The 17,922-nt window shown below is 68.5% G+C and carries 21 protein-coding genes; 15 read left to right on the top strand and 6 right to left on the bottom strand.

Annotation, left to right across the window (positions count from 1 at the left end; all coding sequences use genetic code 11):
* Positions 1-16: 16 nt before the first annotated feature.
* Positions 17-415, bottom strand: coding sequence for a hypothetical protein (locus tag ACZ5TV_RS11410; RefSeq protein WP_379780441.1), 399 nt, complete (start codon positions 413-415; stop codon positions 17-19).
* 121 nt (positions 416-536) lie between these two features.
* Here ACZ5TV_RS11410 and ACZ5TV_RS11405 point away from each other — a divergent pair, with 121 nt between their 5' ends.
* The 3 genes from ACZ5TV_RS11405 (at position 537) to ACZ5TV_RS11395 (ending at position 2,756) form a co-directional block, all read left to right on the top strand.
* Complete coding sequence (locus tag ACZ5TV_RS11405) at positions 537-740, top strand: hypothetical protein (protein ID WP_379780439.1); 204 nt, start codon at positions 537-539, stop codon at positions 738-740.
* Positions 741-819: 79 nt separating this feature from the next.
* Positions 820-1,992, top strand: coding sequence for a Cdc6/Cdc18 family protein (locus tag ACZ5TV_RS11400; protein WP_379780436.1), 1,173 nt, complete (start codon positions 820-822; stop codon positions 1,990-1,992).
* A 74-nt stretch (positions 1,993-2,066) separates the two neighbouring features.
* On the top strand, positions 2,067-2,756 hold the full coding sequence (locus ACZ5TV_RS11395; protein ID WP_464383852.1) for an HAD-IIB family hydrolase: 690 nt from the start codon (positions 2,067-2,069) through the stop codon (positions 2,754-2,756).
* 78 nt (positions 2,757-2,834) lie between these two features.
* On the opposite strand, the gene ACZ5TV_RS11390 is transcribed toward ACZ5TV_RS11395, so the two are convergent.
* On the bottom strand, positions 2,835-3,113 hold the full coding sequence (locus ACZ5TV_RS11390) for a ribonuclease P protein component 4 (RefSeq protein ID WP_379780432.1): 279 nt from the start codon (positions 3,111-3,113) through the stop codon (positions 2,835-2,837).
* A gap of 107 nt (positions 3,114-3,220) precedes the next feature.
* Here ACZ5TV_RS11390 and ACZ5TV_RS11385 point away from each other — a divergent pair, with 107 nt between their 5' ends.
* The 4 genes from ACZ5TV_RS11385 (at position 3,221) to ACZ5TV_RS11370 (ending at position 4,828) form a co-directional block, all read left to right on the top strand.
* Complete coding sequence (locus ACZ5TV_RS11385; RefSeq protein ID WP_379780430.1) at positions 3,221-3,421, top strand: methytransferase partner Trm112; 201 nt, start codon at positions 3,221-3,223, stop codon at positions 3,419-3,421.
* Positions 3,422-3,523: 102 nt separating this feature from the next.
* Entirely contained in the window at positions 3,524-4,105 is a 582-nt protein-coding gene (locus ACZ5TV_RS11380) for a DUF7524 family protein (RefSeq protein WP_379780428.1), read from the top strand.
* Positions 4,106-4,183: 78 nt separating this feature from the next.
* Positions 4,184-4,372, top strand: coding sequence for a DUF1918 domain-containing protein (locus tag ACZ5TV_RS11375; RefSeq protein ID WP_379780426.1), 189 nt, complete (start codon positions 4,184-4,186; stop codon positions 4,370-4,372).
* Positions 4,373-4,390: 18 nt separating this feature from the next.
* The gene (locus ACZ5TV_RS11370) at positions 4,391-4,828 is read left to right on the top strand and encodes an RNA-binding protein (RefSeq protein ID WP_379780424.1); all 438 of its coding nucleotides are present in this window, start codon (positions 4,391-4,393) and stop codon (positions 4,826-4,828) included.
* A 16-nt stretch (positions 4,829-4,844) separates the two neighbouring features.
* On the opposite strand, the gene ACZ5TV_RS11365 is transcribed toward ACZ5TV_RS11370, so the two are convergent.
* On the bottom strand, positions 4,845-5,144 hold the full coding sequence (locus ACZ5TV_RS11365; protein ID WP_379780422.1) for a DUF5779 family protein: 300 nt from the start codon (positions 5,142-5,144) through the stop codon (positions 4,845-4,847).
* A 115-nt stretch (positions 5,145-5,259) separates the two neighbouring features.
* Between ACZ5TV_RS11365 and ACZ5TV_RS11360 the strand changes: the two genes are divergently transcribed.
* The 5 genes from ACZ5TV_RS11360 (at position 5,260) to ACZ5TV_RS11340 (ending at position 10,778) form a co-directional block, all read left to right on the top strand.
* Entirely contained in the window at positions 5,260-5,916 is a 657-nt protein-coding gene (locus tag ACZ5TV_RS11360) for a DsbA family protein (protein WP_379780420.1), read from the top strand.
* Positions 5,917-6,123: 207 nt separating this feature from the next.
* Positions 6,124-7,389 (top strand): MFS transporter, encoded by a 1,266-nt coding sequence (locus ACZ5TV_RS11355; protein WP_464383851.1) that lies wholly within the window; start codon positions 6,124-6,126, stop codon positions 7,387-7,389.
* 117 nt (positions 7,390-7,506) lie between these two features.
* The gene (locus tag ACZ5TV_RS11350) at positions 7,507-8,280 is read left to right on the top strand and encodes a prephenate dehydrogenase (protein WP_464383850.1); all 774 of its coding nucleotides are present in this window, start codon (positions 7,507-7,509) and stop codon (positions 8,278-8,280) included.
* Between the two features lie 86 nt (positions 8,281-8,366).
* On the top strand, positions 8,367-9,866 hold the full coding sequence (locus ACZ5TV_RS11345) for a small ribosomal subunit Rsm22 family protein (protein ID WP_464383849.1): 1,500 nt from the start codon (positions 8,367-8,369) through the stop codon (positions 9,864-9,866).
* Between the two features lie 195 nt (positions 9,867-10,061).
* Positions 10,062-10,778, top strand: a complete 717-nt coding sequence (locus ACZ5TV_RS11340) for an SDR family NAD(P)-dependent oxidoreductase (protein WP_379783067.1) — start codon at positions 10,062-10,064, stop codon at positions 10,776-10,778.
* A 28-nt stretch (positions 10,779-10,806) separates the two neighbouring features.
* Here the strand turns inward: ACZ5TV_RS11340 and dph2 are convergent, their stop codons facing one another.
* Positions 10,807-11,850 carry a diphthamide biosynthesis enzyme Dph2 gene (gene dph2 / locus ACZ5TV_RS11335; protein WP_379783065.1) on the bottom strand — a complete coding sequence of 348 codons (1,044 nt, stop codon included), beginning with the start codon at positions 11,848-11,850 and terminating at the stop codon, positions 10,807-10,809.
* A gap of 146 nt (positions 11,851-11,996) precedes the next feature.
* On the opposite strand from dph2, the gene ACZ5TV_RS11330 reads away from it, so the two are divergent.
* The gene (locus ACZ5TV_RS11330; RefSeq protein ID WP_464383848.1) at positions 11,997-13,049 is read left to right on the top strand and encodes a transcriptional regulator TbsP domain-containing protein; all 1,053 of its coding nucleotides are present in this window, start codon (positions 11,997-11,999) and stop codon (positions 13,047-13,049) included.
* A gap of 32 nt (positions 13,050-13,081) precedes the next feature.
* Here ACZ5TV_RS11330 and ACZ5TV_RS11325 read toward each other — a convergent pair whose 3' ends face one another.
* Positions 13,082-14,602, bottom strand: a complete 1,521-nt coding sequence (locus ACZ5TV_RS11325) for an aldehyde dehydrogenase family protein (RefSeq protein ID WP_379779702.1) — start codon at positions 14,600-14,602, stop codon at positions 13,082-13,084.
* An 88-nt stretch (positions 14,603-14,690) separates the two neighbouring features.
* Between ACZ5TV_RS11325 and ACZ5TV_RS11320 the strand changes: the two genes are divergently transcribed.
* A complete protein-coding gene (locus tag ACZ5TV_RS11320) occupies positions 14,691-15,428 on the top strand; it encodes a helix-turn-helix domain-containing protein (RefSeq protein WP_379779700.1) in 738 nt (245 codons plus the stop codon).
* A 42-nt stretch (positions 15,429-15,470) separates the two neighbouring features.
* Here the strand turns inward: ACZ5TV_RS11320 and ACZ5TV_RS11315 are convergent, their stop codons facing one another.
* Entirely contained in the window at positions 15,471-16,424 is a 954-nt protein-coding gene (locus ACZ5TV_RS11315) for a proline dehydrogenase family protein (RefSeq protein WP_379779698.1), read from the bottom strand.
* Between the two features lie 181 nt (positions 16,425-16,605).
* Here ACZ5TV_RS11315 and ACZ5TV_RS11310 point away from each other — a divergent pair, with 181 nt between their 5' ends.
* The gene (locus ACZ5TV_RS11310; protein ID WP_379779696.1) at positions 16,606-17,922 is read left to right on the top strand and encodes an ABC transporter substrate-binding protein; all 1,317 of its coding nucleotides are present in this window, start codon (positions 16,606-16,608) and stop codon (positions 17,920-17,922) included.

Here is a 17,922-nt window from a genome sequence, read left to right as displayed (position 1 = left end):
CCGTCCACGCCGATGCTTACTCGGGAAGCAGTCTCGACAGCAGGAGGAATCCGCCGACTGCAACGATGGTAGCCACCACGGCTACGAGAGTCACGTCTCCGCCCACGAACCGACCCACCAGCGCGACGACGCCGCCGACGGCGAGGGCGATCCCCGCGGCACCGTGGTGATACGGTCCAGCAGTCGCTTCCTCGCTGATATCCGAGGAAGCGACGTCGGCGACAACGCGCGTTCCTACCCAGATAGATCCGAATCGGACTCCGATTCCGACGGCGATGGCAGCGACAGAGACGAACTGGATTTCGCCGATCGCCAGGAATCCGACACCGAACGCAGCGAGCGTCCCAAGGACCGCCGCAGCCTTACTTCGGTTGTTTATACGCCGGAGACCGGTGTCGGCGGGCTCGGTCGACATGGCCGTGGAAGGAGTTTCGATACGGGAATAGGTTTCTATCGGATCCCGATCCCCTTCCGTCAGCGGACGGGAGCGCTCGTCGACGGGACGTTTTTAATCCCCATGCGCGTGACTCAGGTGTATGTCCGGTCCACTCGGGTTCGAACGGAGCGACGGGAGGAACCTTCTGATCGTGGCGTCCGTCATAACCGTCGTCGTGACCGCGGTGACGGCAGGTCCGATCGCGTTCAGACTCAGTGTCGGCGTCGGCGCTGCAGTCATCAGCTCGATAGCGTTCCTCGTCTCGACGCTTCTCATCAACCGATACAAGCCGGACCACTGGTAACGCCGACCGACGGCGACTCCGGTGCCCGTTCCGTCGGCGATTCGTGTCGGTTTTGCATCAGCGACACGGAGGGACGACCGTGAACATCGACGACCGGATCGAGCGGCGTCTCGGCTATGACGCGTCCGGCGGCGTCCTCGTCGACGTCGACGCGGTCTCGCCCGTCTCCCACGTCGACTCGCCGATCGGTCGCGGGCCGGCGCTCGAACGGCTGCTCGACGCGCTCCACCCGGCGTTCTCGGGGTCGCTCCCGCCGCCGGTGTACGTCCACGGGCCGAAAGGAAGCGGGAAGTCGGCGGTCGTTTCCGCGCTGTTCGACCGGTTCGCGGCCCACAGCGGTCCACGGCGCGCCATCCAGACGTCGACGCGCGCGCCAGAAACCGGTCTGCCGGAGTTCGTGTACGTCGATCCCCGAGCCGCCCCGACGCGGTTCGGCGTCTACCACGACACGCTCGCGGCGGTGACCGACGAGGACGTCCCCGACCACGGCGTCGGCACCGACGACCTCGCCGAGTCGCTACGGGACACGGTTCGCACCGGAACGGACGTCGTAGTCGCCATCGATCACACGAACGAGCCGGACACGCCCGACGCGACCACCGTCGTCGAATGGCTGGCCGACGTGAGCGGTCACATCGTCCCGGTGTGTCTCGGGCGCGACCCACCCGACGCCATCGCGTGGGAACCGGACGTCGCCGTCCCGTTCGATCCGTACCGCCGACACGTGCTTGTCGAGCTGTTGACGAGCCGGTGTTCGACCGGCCTCGGCCGGAACGCGCTCACCCACGACCAGATCCGCGAGGTGGCCGAGTGGGCCAGCGGCGACGCCCACGACGCGCTGGCGGCGATCACGGGGGCGGCGATCAACGCGGAGCGTGCGGGCGTCTCGACGGTTCGACCGCGTGACCTCGACGCGGGGATCGACGGCGTCCCGAAACCGTGCGCCGCGTTGGGCCGCGTCCTCGCGCTCTCCGCCAGCCGGAAACGGCTGCTGTACGAGCTCGTGAGCCTCCCCGAGCGGGATCGCTCGTCGGTGAACGCCGCGACGGAGACGATCGCCTCCCGAGAGCCCGTCGAGCTGTCGGCGTCGACGGTCCGACGCGTGCTCTACGAGCTCGCGGACGCGGGGCTGCTCGACCGCGTGACGGCTGAGCGAAGCGCCGGGAAGGGGCGACCGCCGAGTCGGCTCGTCCCGCGGTTCCCGACGCTCGTGTTTCGGGAGCTGTTCGACCGCGCGGCGCGGTCGGGGTAAAGGCGCGGCCGGGGTAAGGGCGCGGTCGGTAAACAGCGGAAGACAGTTGCGTCCCCCGCCCCCGAGTGTCCGGTATGGTTCCACCCCTCGCGTTGGACATCGACGGGACGTTGACGACGCCGACCGGCCGGATCGACGGCCGGGTCTTCGAGCTCCTCCCCGACTGGGACGCCCCGGTCGTGATCGCGACCGGCAAGGCGTTCCCGTATCCCGTCGCGCTCGCGACGTTTCTCGGGCTTCCGCCGCAGGTGATCGCGGAGAACGGCGGAGTCGTCCACGTCGCTGACGAGACGACGTTCCTCGCCGACCCCGACCGACCCCGCGCCGTCGTCGAGGCGTTCGAGGAGCGGGGCGGCGAGATCGGGTGGGGCGACGACACCACGGTGAACCGGTGGCGCGAGACGGAGGTGGCGCTCTCGACCGACGCCGACGAGGCGCTCCTTCGGGAGGTCGCGGCCGACGTCCCCGACGTCGAAGTCGTCGACACCGGCTACGCGTTCCACGTCAAATCGACGTCGGTGAACAAGGGCGACGGGCTCGTTCGGGCGGCCGAGGCGCTCGAGCTCGATCCGGAGTCGTTCGTCGCGGTCGGCGACAGCGAGAACGACGTGTCGACGTTCGGGGTCGCCGGCGACGCCTACGCCGTCGCCAACGCGGACGCGGCGGCCCGGGACGCCGCGGACGTCGTGCTCGACGAGGGGTTCATGGACGGTACGGCCAGCGTGTTGGAGGCGCTGTCCGCGGGTCGGACGCCCGGAGAGTGAACCGGGTCGGATCGCCTTCGAGGCGGTGAGGCGGACTGGGCCGCACACCGCCTCGTCAGTCGTACGGATATCGACTCGTCAGTCGTACGGGTACCGGCCGGTCTCGCCGCACTCGCGACACCGAACGACGACGCGGCCGGGTCCGAGCCTGACGCGGCTGGTCTTCCCCGGCCGGAGGTACACGTCACAGCCGTCACAGGTCTTCCGTTCGAACTCGCGGGGGACGCCACAGCGGTTCCGCTCGGCGATCCGTCTGGCGAGGCGGACGTACGTCCGGGCACGGTCGTACTCGTCGTCGACGACCGCCTCCCGGGCGAGCCCGAACAGCCGGTCGATCCGTTCCGACGGGATCCCCATACCGAGTCGGCCGTGACCGCCGGGCAAAGGCGTTGCCATCGACGGTCGGCTCCAGGGTTCGACCCGCAACCCGCAGGCTTTTGAGCGGTCCGCGCGAACCCGAGGCCATGAAGGAGTCCCTGATGGACGTGATCTGCTGTCCGCTCGACAAGGGAGAGCTGGAGCTCGACATCGACGAGCGCGACGACGAGGAGATCCTGGAGGGAACGCTTACGTGTACCGAGTGCGGCGAGACGTACCCGATCGAGGACGGGATCCCGAACCTCCTCCCGCCGGACATGCGCGAGGACGAGGAAGCGGCGGCCTAACCAACGCGAGGCGGTGGCCTGACCGACGCGAGCGGAGCAGACTGCCGGAAAACCCCTCGGATGGAATAAATCTTTTTTAAACCAGGGTGTGAGGGTCCACACGTGCCGACTCTCGAAGTCGAACTGAACGGGAACGGGGTGCACCATATCGACGCTCCCGACCGGTTCACGACGACGAAACCGTTCTCGATCGCGTTGGCGAACCGCGGTCGCTCGACCCATGTCCATCTCCGGTTCGACGACACCCTGGATCGCGTCGTCACCATCGACGAGGTGAACCACTTCGTCGAGGACGAGGGAGTCAAGCGGATCCACGTCTCGAAGCGGGACGTCGACGAGCCGATCCGAGGGAAGCTCCAGGTCGTCACGGGCTACGGGTCGAACTCGGTGTACGTCGACGTGATGATCGAGCTGCCGGCCGAGGAGGCCCCGGACGAGGTCCTCGTCGACGAGCGGCTCTCGAAACCACCGGAGCGGTCACCCGCGCAACCCCCGTCACAACAGGCGGGGGCGGCGCTCGACCGGCTCATCGAACGCGGGGGGATCGCCGCACTCCTGTTGGGGTTCCTCGCGGTCGGGCTCGGGATCGCCCTCGCGTTCGCGGTCGACAGCGCGCTCGTGTTCCTCGTCGTCGGCGCGGTGTTGACGGTGACGCTCGCCGTCGCGCTGCTGCTCGTCTGGTGATCCGGCGGTCGGTTCCGTGCCGGCCGCTCCCGGCGAGCGATCCGCGCGCTTTTAAGCGTCCCGGCGGAACGAACGACCATGAGCTTCGAGAAGGAAGACGAGGTCGTTCTCCACGACAAACACAGCGAGTACGACGGCGAGTCGGGCACGATCACGCAGGTCATGGAGACGATGTTCGGCGACGCGACCTACACGGTCAGCTTCGAGGACGGACAGGAGACCGGCGTTCCGGAGGACTCGCTCGAAGCGGTCGAGGACGAGGAGTAACACGCTTTTCACCCCGCGATGCCCGAAGTCCCGTTCCACTACGTCGACCTCCGGACGTTCTCGTACGCCACCGAGGACGAGAAACGCGTCGAGGACGCCCTCCGGTCGCTGCTCCCCGAAGACGCGGAGATCGACCGGATCGAGAACGTCGGCCACCACGGGGACCGGATCGTCGTGTTGTCCGCGCGGATCGAGGTCGCCGACGGGATGCGTCACGTGCTCGACCGGCTCGCGACGCTCGAGGACCTCGACCGCGTGCTCGCGGAGCTCGACCAGCGTGTCGACGACAACTGTGCGCTGTTCTTGCGGCTCGACAAACAGGCCGCGTTCCGGGGCGACGTGGAGCTCGGTCCCGGAATAACCGTTCGCGCGAAAGTCGAGGCGTACCCCGCAAAGAAGGCGACCGCCGTCGAGAACGCCCGGGAGACGCTGGAGCGGCTCGCGGACGACGAGTGAGTCGCCGCCGGGGAAGTCACTCCCCGGCGAGCCGGTCCGTGTCGATGCTCGTTCCCGGCGGCGTGACGACGAGGAACCCGCGGAAATGCATCAGCTCCCCGCCCATGTCCTTCACCTCGCGGGCGAACCCGGCGGCGAGCTCGTTGAGGTCGCCGTCGATCGACAACACCAGCGTGTTGCCGTAGTCGACGCTTCGCACCCACTCTTCGTCGTCGGTCGTCCCGTCCAGGACGCCGAGGACGACGTCCCCACCCGCGGCGAACGCCTCGTCCATCTGCTCTTCGGCGTCCCGCAGGTCGAGGTCCCAGTCGCTCATACGCGAGGGTCGCCGGGAGCCGGCAAAAGCGTTCGGGGCTCGCGATCAGGGTGTGTTCGGTGACACGCGCTACCGGCCTCGCTGTGATTAAATGGCTCGCCGCCTAACCGGGCGTATGGAGCACACGCGACGAACCCTGCTCGCCGGGATCGCAGCCGGCGGCGTCGTCGGCGCGGCCGGCTGTCTCGGCGACGAGGGGCCGGACTCGTCCGACACCGGTCCGTACGACTGCGAGCTGGAGGAGCCGATGACCCCGGACGCCGAGTTCCGCGCCGTCATCGGCGACCCCGACGCGGACGTCGTCGTCCGGGCGTTCGAGGACTTCACCTGTGGACACTGTGCGACGTACAAACTGGATCACTTCCCGACGATCCGCGAGGAGTACGTCGACCCCGGAACCGTCCGATACGAGCACTGGGACTTCCCGATCCCGGTCGACGACGACTGGGCACACGCCGTCGCGAGCGCGGCCCGCGGCGTCGGCGTTCGCGAGGGCGACGAGGCGTTCTTCGCGTTCGCCTCGACGATCTACGAGTCACACGGGAGCTACGACCTGGAGTCGATCGGTGCCGCCGCGGAGGCCGCGGGCGACGACCCGTGTGCCGCGATGGCGGACGCGTACCACGAGAGCGCACACGGCGCGCTCGAAGCCGACCGAGAGGAGGGTGTCGCCCGCGGCGTCGGGGAGACTCCGACCGTGTTCGTCGACGGGACGCAGACCGAGAACTACGAGGCCGAAACGGTCGCCGCCGCGATCGACGACGCGCTGTAACCGGCCGGATCGACGCGGACCGCGGAACGACCAGTTATATATCCTGTCGCGGTCGGTCCTCGCCGCTTATATATCGCGCCGTGACCGTTCTCGTCACTTATATACTGACAGGCGATGGAAGGCGGAATCGTCCGGTTCCCGACGCCCCGAGCCTCGTGTTTCGATCGAGCGTCGGCCTTTTGAGGCCGCGAGCCCATTTATAAGCACATGACGACGCAGGACCGCGAGGACCGACGGCGTCTGGGTGCCGTCGTCCTCGCGGTGTTGATCTCACAGGTGCTGTTGTACCCCGGCGTTCCCGCCCTGGTCGTCGAGCTCGGCGCGCCAGCGGGGATCGACGCCGGTACCGCGTTCGTCGTCGCGGAGTTCGCCGCGTTCGTCGCGTTCGCCGTCGTCTGGGGCGTTGCGAGCGACGCGCTCGGGCGACGGATCCCGCTCGTGGTGGCGGGAGCGTTCGGCGGCGCACTCTCGTACGTCGCACTCGTGGCGGTCCCGTGGTTCGGACTGGGGTTCGAGGCCGCGCTCGCGGTCCGCGTCGTCGGCGGCGCACTGACGATCGGCGCGTTCTCGCTCGCGATCACGACGCTGATGGACCTCGGCGGCGGCAACGGCCGGAACATGGGAACGGCCGGCCTCGCGATCGGTCTCGGCGCGGCCGTCGGATCGGTCGTCGGGGGCGTCCTCGCCGACGTCGGCGCGTTCTATCCCGTCTACGCCGGCGCGGCGGTGCTCGGGGTCGCGGGGCTGCTCGCCGCGACCGTCGACGACCGGGTGGCTGACCGTCGACCGGCTGCCGCTCGGGCGGCGAGCGACACGGCGCTGGATCGCGCGCCCGACGTGGGGTTCCGTGACGTGCTCGCTCGCGCACGCGAGACGCCCGCGCTGTTCGTCCCCTTCGCGTTCGGCTTCGTCGACCGGCTCACGGCCGGCTTCTTCGCGCTTGTCGGCGTTTACTACTTCCAGGATCCGGAGACGTTCGGGCTCTCGGCGACGGGCGCGGGTGCGACGCTCGCGCTGTTCTTCGTTCCGTTCGCGCTCCTTCAAGCGCCGTTAGGCACGCTCTCCGACCGTATCGGTCGGTTCCGTCCGATCGTGCTCGGCTCGCTGGCGTACGGGGTCGTGACGATCGGGGTCGGCGTCGCGCCGATCTACCCGGTCGCGGCGGGGTTGATGGTCCTCGTCGGCGTCTGTGGGGCGCTCATGGCGCCGGCGACGATGGCGCTCGTCACGGACCTCGTCGAGCCCGAGGCGCGCGGCGCGGCGATGGGGCTGTTCAACGTGTTCGGCTCGCTGGGGTTCCTGACCGGCTTCCTCGTCGGCGGCGGCGCGACCGAGGCGTTCGGCTACACGACCGCGTTCCTCGCGGTCGGCGGCCTTGAGATCGCCATCGCGATCGCGCTGCTTCCGGCGGTCCGTGCCGTCGCCCCGCGGCTCCAGGAGGGGACCGGCCGGGTCAGCCCGGACCCGCCCTGAGTCGACCGGTTCGCGCCGCGCGGGCCGTCCAGCGTCGTGCGAGTCGGCCGACGCAGGAGACCGAGCCGAACGAGTCGAGCCTTTTTACCCCTCCCGTCACCTCGGATCGCACGACGAATGGATCTCTTGGTTGTCGGCGCGGGCGAGATCGGCCGCTGGGTGGCGGACACCCTCACGGCCGCGGCCTCGCCGATCGGGCCGTCGGTGTCGTTCGCCGACCACGACTCGGCCGTCGCGGAGGACGCCGCGGCCTCGCGTGACGCCGCGACCGTCCCGACCGACGGCGACACGACCCACGACGCGGTGTGTCTCGCCGTGCCGATGTCGGCCGTGCCCGCGGCCGTCGAGGCGTACGCGCCGCGGGCCGAGCGGGCGATCTTCGACGTCTCCGGCGAGATGACGGACGCGGTGGCGGCGATGCGCGAGCACGCACCCGACATCGAACGCGCGAGCTATCATCCCCTCTTCGCCCCGCCGCGGGTTCCGGGCAACGTCGCCGTCGCGGCCGACGAGTCCGGCCCGACGATCGACTCCGTCTCCGCGGCGATCGAGGCCGGCGGCAACGACGTGTTCGAGACGACGCCGGCCGAGCACGACCGCGCGATGGAGACGGTACAGGCCGGCGCACACGCCGCCGTCCTCGCGTGGCGGCTCGCCGGCGAGGAGGTCCGCGAGGAGTTCCACACCCCCGTTTCGGGCGCACTCGCGGAGGTCGCGGACACCGTCACCGAGGGGTCGCCCGCGGTGTACGCCGAGATCCAGCGCGCCTTCGACGGCGCCGACGACGTCGCCGACGCGGCCCGGGCGATCGCCGACGCCGACGCGGAGGCGTTCGCCGACCTCTACGAGCGGGCGCGCGGCGACCGCGCGCCCCGGGATCGACACGACTGACGCCGCCTGCGAGGACCCCACGCGCATCCGACACTACGCACATCCGGCACTACACGCATCCGACCATACGAATCCGACACGACACCATGATCGACAGAGCGGCGGTCCGTGACACCGCCAACTACCTGCGACACGTTCGCCCGATCGACCCCGACGAGATAACCGACTACATCGAGGGGACCCCCCATCCCGCGGTCGTCCGCGAGGCGCTCCGCGAGGAGGCGTTCGACCTCCGGCTTCGCGAGCGCGAGGACGGGACGTTCGTCCCCGTCGACGACGCCCCCGTCTCCCCGCCCGGTTGGAGTCCGACGGCGCTCCCGGAGGCGTACGCGTTCGCCGTCGAGGACCTCCTCGTCGAGGCGTTCGGTGCGAACTGGCACACGGGAGAGTCCGGCGAGCGGCTTCGAGAGACGCTCCGCAACCTGAAAACGGACTACCTCTACGGCAACGACGTGGAGTACGACCGGGTCGCCGCGTTGGCGTACGCGATCTATCACCTCCCGGACTACTACGCGACGGTCGGCTACGTCCTCGACGACCTCGCGGAGAACGGGCTCCTCGACCGGACGTTGCGCGTCCTCGACGTCGGCGCGGGCGTCGGCGGCCCCGCGTTGGGGCTCCACGACTACCTCCCGGACGACGCCGTCGTCGAGTACCACGCGGTCGAGCCGAGCCCGGCCGCGGACGTCCTCGACCGACTGCTCGACGAGACCGGTCGGAACTTCCGGACGACGGTGCATCGGACGACCGCGGAGTCGCTGTTCAGGCTCGACGAGGATGGAGACCCCGATGACGAGACGGGTGCGAGCGAGAGCGCGGATGTAGGGGTAGGTACGGGTCCGACCCCGATCCTCGACGAGCCGTTCGACCTCGTGGTGTTCGGGAACGTGTTGTCCGAGCTCGCGGACCCGGCAGCGGTCGTCGACGCCGCAGTCGACGCGCTGGCCGACGACGGGAGCGTCGTCGCGTTCGCGCCCGCGGACCGCGAGACCGCGATCGGCCTCCGAACGGTCGAGCGGACGGTCGCGACGCCCGGGAGCGAGGTCGACGTGTACTCGCCGACCCTGCGGCTGTGGCCCGATGCCGCCCCGACCGACCGCGGGTGGTCGTTCGACGTCCGCGACGACCTCGACGTCCCGCCGTTCCAGCGACGGCTCGACGAGGCGGCCGACAGGGGGCCGACCGACGAGCCGGGCGAGTTCCACAACGTCGACGTCCAGTTCGCCTACTCGATCCTCCGGACCGACGGAGCCCGTCGGGTCGACATCACCGCGAGCGCAGAGCGCTGCGCGCGGATGGCCGACTCGGAGGCGCACGTCACGGACCGGGTGAACCTGCTCGCGGTGAAGCTCAGCCACGACCTGAGCGAGGGGGACAACGCGGTGTATCGGGTCGGCGACGGCTCGCAATCGATCGACCACTATCTCGTGAACACCCGCGAGACGGAGCTCAACCGCGATCTCAGGGAGTCGGAATACGGCGCGGTGCTGTTCGTCGAGAACGGGCTGGTGCTCTGGAACGAGGACGAGGGGGCGTACAACGTCGTCGTCGACGCCGAAACGGTCGTCGACCTCGTCGCGCCCTGATCGCGCCGGTCTCGTACCCTGATCGCGTCGACCCTCTCGTACCCTGATCGCGTCGACCCTCTCGTACCCTGATCGCGTCGGCCCTCTCGTACCCTGATCGCGTTGACTCCCTCGCACCCCCGTCCCCGCGACGGAGCGTGTTCGAACGACGAGGCTCCCCGCGGGTTCTATTGTGAACGCGCCCCACGTGGTTGCATGGCGAACACACCCGACGGGATCAGTCTCAAGCCGGATCTGACGGACGACGTCGCCGTCGTCACGGGAGCGACCCGGGGGATCGGTGCCGAGATCGCCGCGAAGCTCGGTGATCTGGGAGCGACGGTGTACGCCGGTGCGCGCGATCCGGACGACGTCACTGCGCCGGACCAGCACGCGGTCCGACTGGACGTGACCGACGACGACGAGGTTCGAGCGGCGATCGATCGGATCGAGCGCGAGCAAGGGTCGCTCGATATCCTCGTGAACAACGCGGGGGTGTTCCCCCGTTCCGGACCGCTCCACGAGATGGACCTCGCGGCGTTCGACCGGACGATGGCCGTGAACCTCCGCGGACCGGTTCTCGTGACGAAACACGCGCTCCCGCTGCTGACAGCACGGTCCGGGGGGCGTGTCGTGACCCTCTCGTCGGGGCTCGGGCAGTTCACCGGCGGTCAAATGGAAGGGGGGTACCCGGCGTACCGTGTCTCGAAGGTGGGCGTCGGCGGGCTGACGGCGTACCTCGACGCCGAGTACGGCGACCAAGGCCTCCTCGCGAACGCCGTCTCCCCCGGCTGGGTGCGCACGGAGATGGGCGGCGACGACGCCCCCCGGTCGCCGTCGAAAGGGGCCGAGACGCCCGTCTGGCTCGCCCGGTTCACGCCCGGTAATCCGACTGGGCGGCTTTGGAAGGATAGAGCGCGGATCCCGTGGTAGCGGCGTCGAAGGCGGCCGCGGCGACGGCCTACCAGGTGTCGTGGAACGTGTCGAACTCGATCGAATCGAGCGGCTTCTCGCCGATCGCGGCCTCGTACTCGCCCGGCGTCAGCATTGGCTTGTGGAATCGCGGGCCGTCGTCGGTCGTGATTCGAGGACAGCCGGTGTTGACGAACGCGTCCATATCGAAGTTGCGGAGGCGGTCCGGCGTCACCTCGTCCATCGTGATCAGATAGGCATCCTCGTTGTTCTCGACGATCTCCTGGGCCTGCTCCCAGCGACCCTGGCCGATCTTCGTACAGAAGATGACGCCCCACTTCTCCGCGCCCATCGCCTTGTGGACCGAGGCGTACCGCTGTTTGAGGAACTGGTCGTGTTCCGCGATCGACACCGCGTTGTTGACGGGGTCGGCGATGACGACCGTCTTCTCCGGGTGCTCCATCGCCAGCCCCACCGGGTGGAACTTCCCGCCACCGACGTACAGCACCTGATCGGCGGGGATATCAGCCGACGCGTAGTTACAGCCGAGCACCTGCCCCTCCTTCGTGAGCCGATCGTCACCGCGACGGGTGTGGACCTCGTAGCCGCGCTCCTCGAGCCAGTCGGTCATCTCCTCGAAGCGGTTCATGTGCTGTGCAGTGGTGACGAGACCGACATCGGGGTCCTCGTCCGGCTCCGGCAGCTCGTCCAAGGCGTCCGCCATGATCGGGAACGGGTCGACGTTCGAGAACAGCGGAACGTAGATGATGCTGTCGGACTCCTTCATCGGTGTGTGGCCGAAGTGGACGAACACGTCGGTCCGGCGCATCAGGTACGTGTCGAGGTCGCACGCGCCGTAACACGGCTGGCCCGACAGCATGAACGTCACGTCGTCCGGGGCGGCCTCCCGGAGGTCGTCGGCGACGTTCGGCCCGCGTCGCTTGAGCCCCTCCGGGAACTGGAGCCCGACCTTCGTCGCGTCCCGCTCCTCGATCGCCTCGACGATCCGGTCGAGCTCGTAGTCCCACTCTCGGTCGTGTTTCAGGGCCATCCCCGTCTTGGTGAGGTCGCCCTCGGTCGAACCGCGGCTCATATGAGACGGACTTGCGCCCCTGGACGGTTAAACGGCGCGTTCGGCGGACGAACCCCGTCTCGTTCCTTCCGTTCCGTCCGGCCCGCGCCACGTCACTCCCTGTAATGGCCCGTCACGCTTAATTCGAGGCGGCCGAACTCCGATCCATGACGCCCGACCCGGCGGTCCCGCTCGCTGACGGGTCGCTGTCGCTCGGTCCGCTCGTCGACCCGGTACTGGTCGATCCGGAGCCGGCCCTCCTCGCCGCGGTCGTCGAGGCGTACCGGGAGTCGTATCCCGACCTCGTCGACCCGGACCTCGACGCGCTCCGAGCAGCGGCCGACGGCGAGGCGAACGACGCGACCCGTTTCGGCGGGGCGATCGGGCCGACTCCGCCGACGCTTACCGTCCTTGCAGCCGAGTCGGTCGTCGACGCGGTCACGGACGGGTTCCACGCGGCGAGCCGGTTCGCCGCGCTGACGGAGTCCGGCGCGGTCGAGCTCCTGACGCTGTCCACTCCCCAGCCGAACGCCGTCCTCGCCGCCGAGAACGCGGGGTGTGTGCTCGTGGAAGGGGTGGACGGGCCGACAGCGGAGGACGCGTCGGCGGGGGATGAGCCGACGGAGGACGAGTCGACGGCAACGGACGCGCCGGCGACGGGCGACGCGTCGACCGGCGACGAGCCCGCGAGTGGTGAGGGGTCGAAACCGGGCGACGGGACCGAGCGAGGCGGAACGGGACGGTTCCGGCACCGCGTCGGCGACGACCCGACGCTACGCGAACTGTACGCCGAACCGATCGCGACCGCCTCGACCCGTCGCCTCCGGACGCCGAGCCGCCACCGGGTGTACCGCGCGTTCGACGACCGGTGTGGCGGGGGGTTCGCCGACGACGTGGTCCGGGTCTTAGACGTCGACCCGTCGCTTTCGAGCGAGGACCTCGTCGACGCCCGGATCCGCGTGTACGCGGTAGGGGCGCGCCACGAACTCCTCGATCACGACCTCCGTCGGGCGTGTGAGGACGCCGGGATCGGCAGCTCATCGACGTTCACACGGGTGAAACGTCGGCTGATAGACGCGGGACTCGTCGGGACGGAACGGGTCCCCCAGCCCGTCGGGCGGCCGCGGGAGCGGGTCGTGGCCGAGCCCGACCTGGCGGACCCGCCGCTCTCTGCAGTCGGCGAGACGATCCGTGTCGCGCTCGAAAACGGGACCCAGTAGGTCGGGGCGCACGAGGGCCGGAAGCCGGTGTCTCAGTCTTCGCGCGTCTTGATGTCCGCGGAGAGTCCCTGTGCCATCTCGATATCCTTCGAGTTGTTCAGGGTCCACGCGGTCCGGTCGGTGACGGCTTCGATCGCTTCCCGGGCGGAGGGGTAGCCGTTCCCCGACTTCTTCACGCCGCCGAAGGGCAGCTGGACCTCCGCGCCGATACACGGCAGGTTCCCGTACGCCAAGCCGAGCTCGGCGCGGTCGCGGTAGTAGTTGATCTGCCGGTAGTCCTCGGAGATGACCGCACCCGCCAACCCGTAGTCGGTGTCGTTCTGGATCTCGACGGCGCGTTCGATGTCGCCGTCGTATTCGAGGAGCGCGACGTGCGGACCGAACACCTCTTCGTGGGTACACCGGAGGTCGGCGTCGGGGTCGGCCTCGTAGACGAACGGGCCGATCCAGTGGCCGTCCTCGTGGCCGTCCGGGATCTCGTCGTCATCGAGCTCCGTCCGGTCGACGAGCACGTTCACGTCCTCCTCGCGTGCCAGCTCGTTGTACTTCGCGACCTTCTCGTAGTGGTCGGCCTCGATGAGCGGTCCCATGAACGTGTCCTCCTGTAGTGGGTCGCCGACTGCGACGTCCTCGGCGACCTCGACGAACCGCGACTTGAACTCGTCGTACACGTCGGTGTGGACGATCAGGCGCTCGGAGGAGACACAGCGTTGGCCGGTGGTCTTGAACGAGGACATCACCGCGGAGTGGACGGCGACGTCCAAGTCCGCGTTCTCGGTCACGACGATCGCGTTTTTGCCGCCCATCTCGCAGGCGACCCGTTTGCCGGGGACGCCGCCGAGCTTGTCCTGGATGTGATGGCCGACCTCCGCGGAGCCGGTGAAGACGACCGTCTCGACGTCGTCGTTCTCGACGATCGCGTTGCCGGCGTCGCCGAACCCCTGAACCATGTTGAACACGCCGTCCGGGATCCCCGCATCGTCGAACATCTCGGCGACGATCTGGGCACACCACGGCGTCTGCTCGGCCGGCTTGAACACGACGGTGTTCCCCTCGACCAGCGCGATAGCCATGTGCCAGTACGGGATCGCGACCGGGAAGTTCCACGGCGTGATACAGCCGGTGACACCGCGGGGTTTCCGGCGCATGTAGGCGTCCTTCGACGGGATCTCGGAAGGGACGATATCGCCTTTCGGATGGCGGGCGTCGCCGGCGGCCCACTCGACCATGTGGGCGGCCTCGACCACGTCGGCTTTCCCCTCGCTTATCTCCTTGCCGCACTCTTTCGTTACCACGCGCCCGAGTTCGTCGGTTCGCTCGCGCAGCTCGTGATACACGTCCCAGAGGTACTCCGCGCGCTGGATACGGGAGAGCTCGCGCCATTCCTCGAACGCCTCGTCGGCGGCCGCGACCGCGCGGTCGACGTCGTTCGGGGTGCCGCGGTGGAACTCGCCGAGCGTCTCCCCGGTCGCGGGGTTCTCGCTTTCGAAGGTGTCGGTACCCTCTCCGGATACCCACTCGCCGTCGATGTAGTGGTCGTAGGCGTCTGCCATACGTTCCCGTTTTCGGCCCGTTGCCAAATAACCCACCCGACCATGGTCGGCAGAGTCTTTGTCACCGGGTACCAGAGAAAGAGCTGTAATGGCAACGTCCGACGCGAGAGGGGGCAGCGACTGGTCCGGCACTCGACTGACACTGGATCTCTGGCATCCGAACTGTTGGGCGATCGAAGCGACGAGAGAGACTGGCGGTGGCGTGCTCGCACACGCGATATACAACTCGCCGAAGACGGGTGGCGACGCCCCGAACTCGGTGAACGGCCTCTTTACCGCCTTCGCCGACACGAACGAGGAGGTCGAGGCGCTGCTGGACGCGATCCGGTCGTCCGACCGGGCGGGTGACCTGCTTGAGCTCCAAGAGCGGTTCGGCCGCGCCCGCGACGCACCCGGTAACGTCGTCCGCGAGTTCTTCTTGGAGTACGACCCCGCGGACATGATGTGTCCGACGCTGTTGGAACACGGGTTCGTCCACAGTGCTCCGGTCCGGATCGAGAACGGTCGCGAGGAGTGGCAGGTGTGTTTCGCCGGGGAGCGAACGGAGATCCGCGAGGCGCTGGACGCGGTCCAGGCCGACGCCGACGCTGATGTGAGCGTCGAATCGATGTCGTCGACGGGGTACGCCGGTCAGAGCGCCCGCGACCAACGTCTCGACACCCTCACGTCCACCCAGCGGAACGTGTACGAGCACGCCCGGCAGGTGGGGTACTACGAGTGGCCGCGAGGGGTGTCAACTCGAGAGCTCGCGGACGACCTCGAGGTCTCGAAGACGACCCTGCTCGAACACCTCCGGAAGGCGGAGTCGAAGCTGCTCGACCCGTAGCGGATCGAGTGGCGGGGTCCGATCTCCGCTCTCGTCACCGACTCACCGTCCGACGATCGCCCGCAGCGCGAACAGCGCGTTCGATTTCCGCTCGCGGATCCGTCGGTAGAAGTAGGAGAACCACTTCGAGCCGTACGGGATGTACTGGTACACAGCGGCGTCGACGTCCGGGTCGCCGGCGAGCGCGTACTGCTCGGACTCCCGAACGCCCATCAGCATCTGGACCTCGTACGGCGTTCCATGGTCGGCGTACAGCTCGGCCGCGTACTCGATCATCGCCGGGTCGTGGCTTCCGACGGCGATCCCGTCGTCGAACGCCTCGAACATGAACGCGAGGTCGTCGCGGTACGCTTCGTCGACGCGCGCCTTCTCCGTGTACGCGACCGCCGCCGGCTCGTCGTAGGCCCCCTTGACGAGGCGGACCTTCCCCGGAAGCGCGGCGAGCCGCTCCAAGTCGTCACGCGTGCGCCGGAGGTTCGCTTGGACGCAGACGCCAACGTTCCCGTCGGTCGCGACGGCGTGGCGCTCGAACGCGTCAAGGGTGACGTCCGTCGTCTCGTGGTCCTCCATGTCGATCCAAACGAAGGTCCCACCGCCCGTCGACGCCGCGAGTGCAGCATCGACCCCGGAGGACCCGGTATCGCTCCCGGGCGATGTGCCGTCGCTTCCGGGCGATGTGGCGTCGCTCCCGACCGCTTCCCCGTTCGCCGCTTCGACGATCCGCGCGAGGTTCGCCGCGAAGACGTCCTCGCCGACGTCGAGCCCGATCTGGCTCGGTTTTACGGAGACACACGCGTCCAGCCCCCGGTCGGCGATCGCCGCAACGAGGTCCACGTAGGCGTCCGCGTCCGCATCGGCGGGTGCGCGTTCCGTGTAATGTTCGCCGAGAAGGTTCAGTATCCCCGCCACGCCGCGCTCGTTGAGCCCGGCGACGTGCTCGAGTGCGGCCTCCGGGGTCTCCCCGGCGACGAAGTCCCTCGCGATGGGCGGTATCATGTACGGCAGTGGGGGCCTCGCCCGTATATACACTCACCCGACCAATTATTCCGTGATATAGTATTGATGGATAATCTGTATTGGCAATTATTGCGCGAAATACCCCGATAGAAGCCCTAAACCGACCATGGACGGGGTGGGTTTCAGATACACGTATACCCACGGGCGTTACAGGTAACGCATGCCACGAGATACCATGGACACGACGGATCAGGAACGCATCGGATCGCTGACCGACCGCCGGACGCTGTTGAAAACGGCGGGCGGCGTCGGGATCGTCGGCCTCGCGGGCTGCGTGAGCACGACGGACGACGATGACGACGACGGATCGGGCGCGGACGACGGGAGCGACGACGGAGGGTCGGGCGGCGACGACGACCAGGACGTCTACGAGATCGGGATGGTCGACTCGCTTACCGGATCGCTCGCCGACTTCGGCGAGCGGAACCAGCGCGCGTTAGAGCTGGCGCTCGCCGACATCAACGAAGTGGGTGTCAGGGGTGGCGAGCTCGACGTGATAGTCGAGGACTCCGAAAGCGAGAGTCAGGGCGGCGTCGCGGCGGCACAGAAGCTCGTCAACCAGGACAACGTCCCCTTCCTCATCGGCGCGGTCGGCTCCGGCGTCTCGCTGTCGATCTACGAGAGCGTGATCCAGGGGACCGATGTCGTCCAGCTGAGCCAGAACTCGACGGGCCTCGGGCTGACGGAGTTCCCCGGCCTGTTGCGGATGTCGCCGAGCGGGCGCACCCAGTCGGTCGCGCTGGCGGACATCATCGCGGAAGACGGGTACGACGAGGTCGCGGTCACCTACATCAACGACGAGTTCGGTGAAAGCCTCTTCGACGCCTTCGCCGAGGCGTACGACGGCGAGATCGTCTACGAGAGCTCGCACGACGGCGAACAGGCCTCCTACGGGAGCCTCGTCTCGGAGATGAACGGCTCCGGCACGGACGCGTGGCTCTGTATCACCTACCAGCAGGAGTTCGCGACGATGGTGACGAACATGTTCGAGAGCGGCTACGAGCCGCAGCTGTACGGCGCGGACTCGAACCGCGGCGACACCGTGCTCGCGAACACCCCACAGGGGAGCATGGATGGTATGAAGCTCGTGGAGCCAGCCGCGCCGGAGGGCCAGGAGAACTACCAGGCGTTCGCGGCCGACTTCGAGGCGGAGTTCGGCGAATCGCCGACCGCGTGGTCCGCGTTCTCGTACGACTGTGCCGTGACCGCCGCGCTGTCGATCCAGGCGGCCGACGAGTTCACTGGCCGCGCCCTCGGGGAGGTCGTCCGTGACGTCACGCGCCCCGAAGGCGAGGAGGTGTTCACCTACGAGGAGGCGCACGCGATCCTCGACGATGGCGGGACCGCCGACGACATCGATTACCAGGGGGTCAGCGGCCCGATCGACTTCGACGAAAACGGAGACCCACGCGGGAGCCTCGTGGTCTTCGAGGTCAGGGATCACGACTACGAAGCGATCGAGTTCCGGGAGTCGTAA

This window comes from Halorubrum tibetense (assembly GCF_055396225.1).
Note: the sequence above shows the minus strand (reverse complement) of the source record. Positions and strands in the feature narration are given on the sequence as shown.

Coding starts and splice junctions, on each gene's coding strand:
- ACZ5TV_RS11410 (WP_379780441.1), bottom strand. CDS start 415: ATGTCGACCGAGCCCGCCGACACCGGTCTCCGGCGTATAAACAACCGA.
- ACZ5TV_RS11405 (WP_379780439.1), top strand. CDS start 537: ATGTCCGGTCCACTCGGGTTCGAACGGAGCGACGGGAGGAACCTTCTG.
- ACZ5TV_RS11395 (WP_464383852.1), top strand. CDS start 2,067: ATGGTTCCACCCCTCGCGTTGGACATCGACGGGACGTTGACGACGCCG.
- ACZ5TV_RS11390 (WP_379780432.1), bottom strand. CDS start 3,113: ATGGGGATCCCGTCGGAACGGATCGACCGGCTGTTCGGGCTCGCCCGG.
- ACZ5TV_RS11385 (WP_379780430.1), top strand. CDS start 3,221: ATGAAGGAGTCCCTGATGGACGTGATCTGCTGTCCGCTCGACAAGGGA.
- ACZ5TV_RS11375 (WP_379780426.1), top strand. CDS start 4,184: ATGAGCTTCGAGAAGGAAGACGAGGTCGTTCTCCACGACAAACACAGC.
- ACZ5TV_RS11370 (WP_379780424.1), top strand. CDS start 4,391: ATGCCCGAAGTCCCGTTCCACTACGTCGACCTCCGGACGTTCTCGTAC.
- ACZ5TV_RS11365 (WP_379780422.1), bottom strand. CDS start 5,144: ATGAGCGACTGGGACCTCGACCTGCGGGACGCCGAAGAGCAGATGGAC.
- ACZ5TV_RS11360 (WP_379780420.1), top strand. CDS start 5,260: ATGGAGCACACGCGACGAACCCTGCTCGCCGGGATCGCAGCCGGCGGC.
- ACZ5TV_RS11355 (WP_464383851.1), top strand. CDS start 6,124: ATGACGACGCAGGACCGCGAGGACCGACGGCGTCTGGGTGCCGTCGTC.
- ACZ5TV_RS11350 (WP_464383850.1), top strand. CDS start 7,507: ATGGATCTCTTGGTTGTCGGCGCGGGCGAGATCGGCCGCTGGGTGGCG.
- ACZ5TV_RS11345 (WP_464383849.1), top strand. CDS start 8,367: ATGATCGACAGAGCGGCGGTCCGTGACACCGCCAACTACCTGCGACAC.
- ACZ5TV_RS11340 (WP_379783067.1), top strand. CDS start 10,062: ATGGCGAACACACCCGACGGGATCAGTCTCAAGCCGGATCTGACGGAC.
- dph2 (WP_379783065.1), bottom strand. CDS start 11,850: ATGAGCCGCGGTTCGACCGAGGGCGACCTCACCAAGACGGGGATGGCC.
- ACZ5TV_RS11330 (WP_464383848.1), top strand. CDS start 11,997: ATGACGCCCGACCCGGCGGTCCCGCTCGCTGACGGGTCGCTGTCGCTC.
- ACZ5TV_RS11325 (WP_379779702.1), bottom strand. CDS start 14,602: ATGGCAGACGCCTACGACCACTACATCGACGGCGAGTGGGTATCCGGA.
- ACZ5TV_RS11320 (WP_379779700.1), top strand. CDS start 14,691: ATGGCAACGTCCGACGCGAGAGGGGGCAGCGACTGGTCCGGCACTCGA.
- ACZ5TV_RS11315 (WP_379779698.1), bottom strand. CDS start 16,424: ATGATACCGCCCATCGCGAGGGACTTCGTCGCCGGGGAGACCCCGGAG.
- ACZ5TV_RS11310 (WP_379779696.1), top strand. CDS start 16,606: ATGCCACGAGATACCATGGACACGACGGATCAGGAACGCATCGGATCG.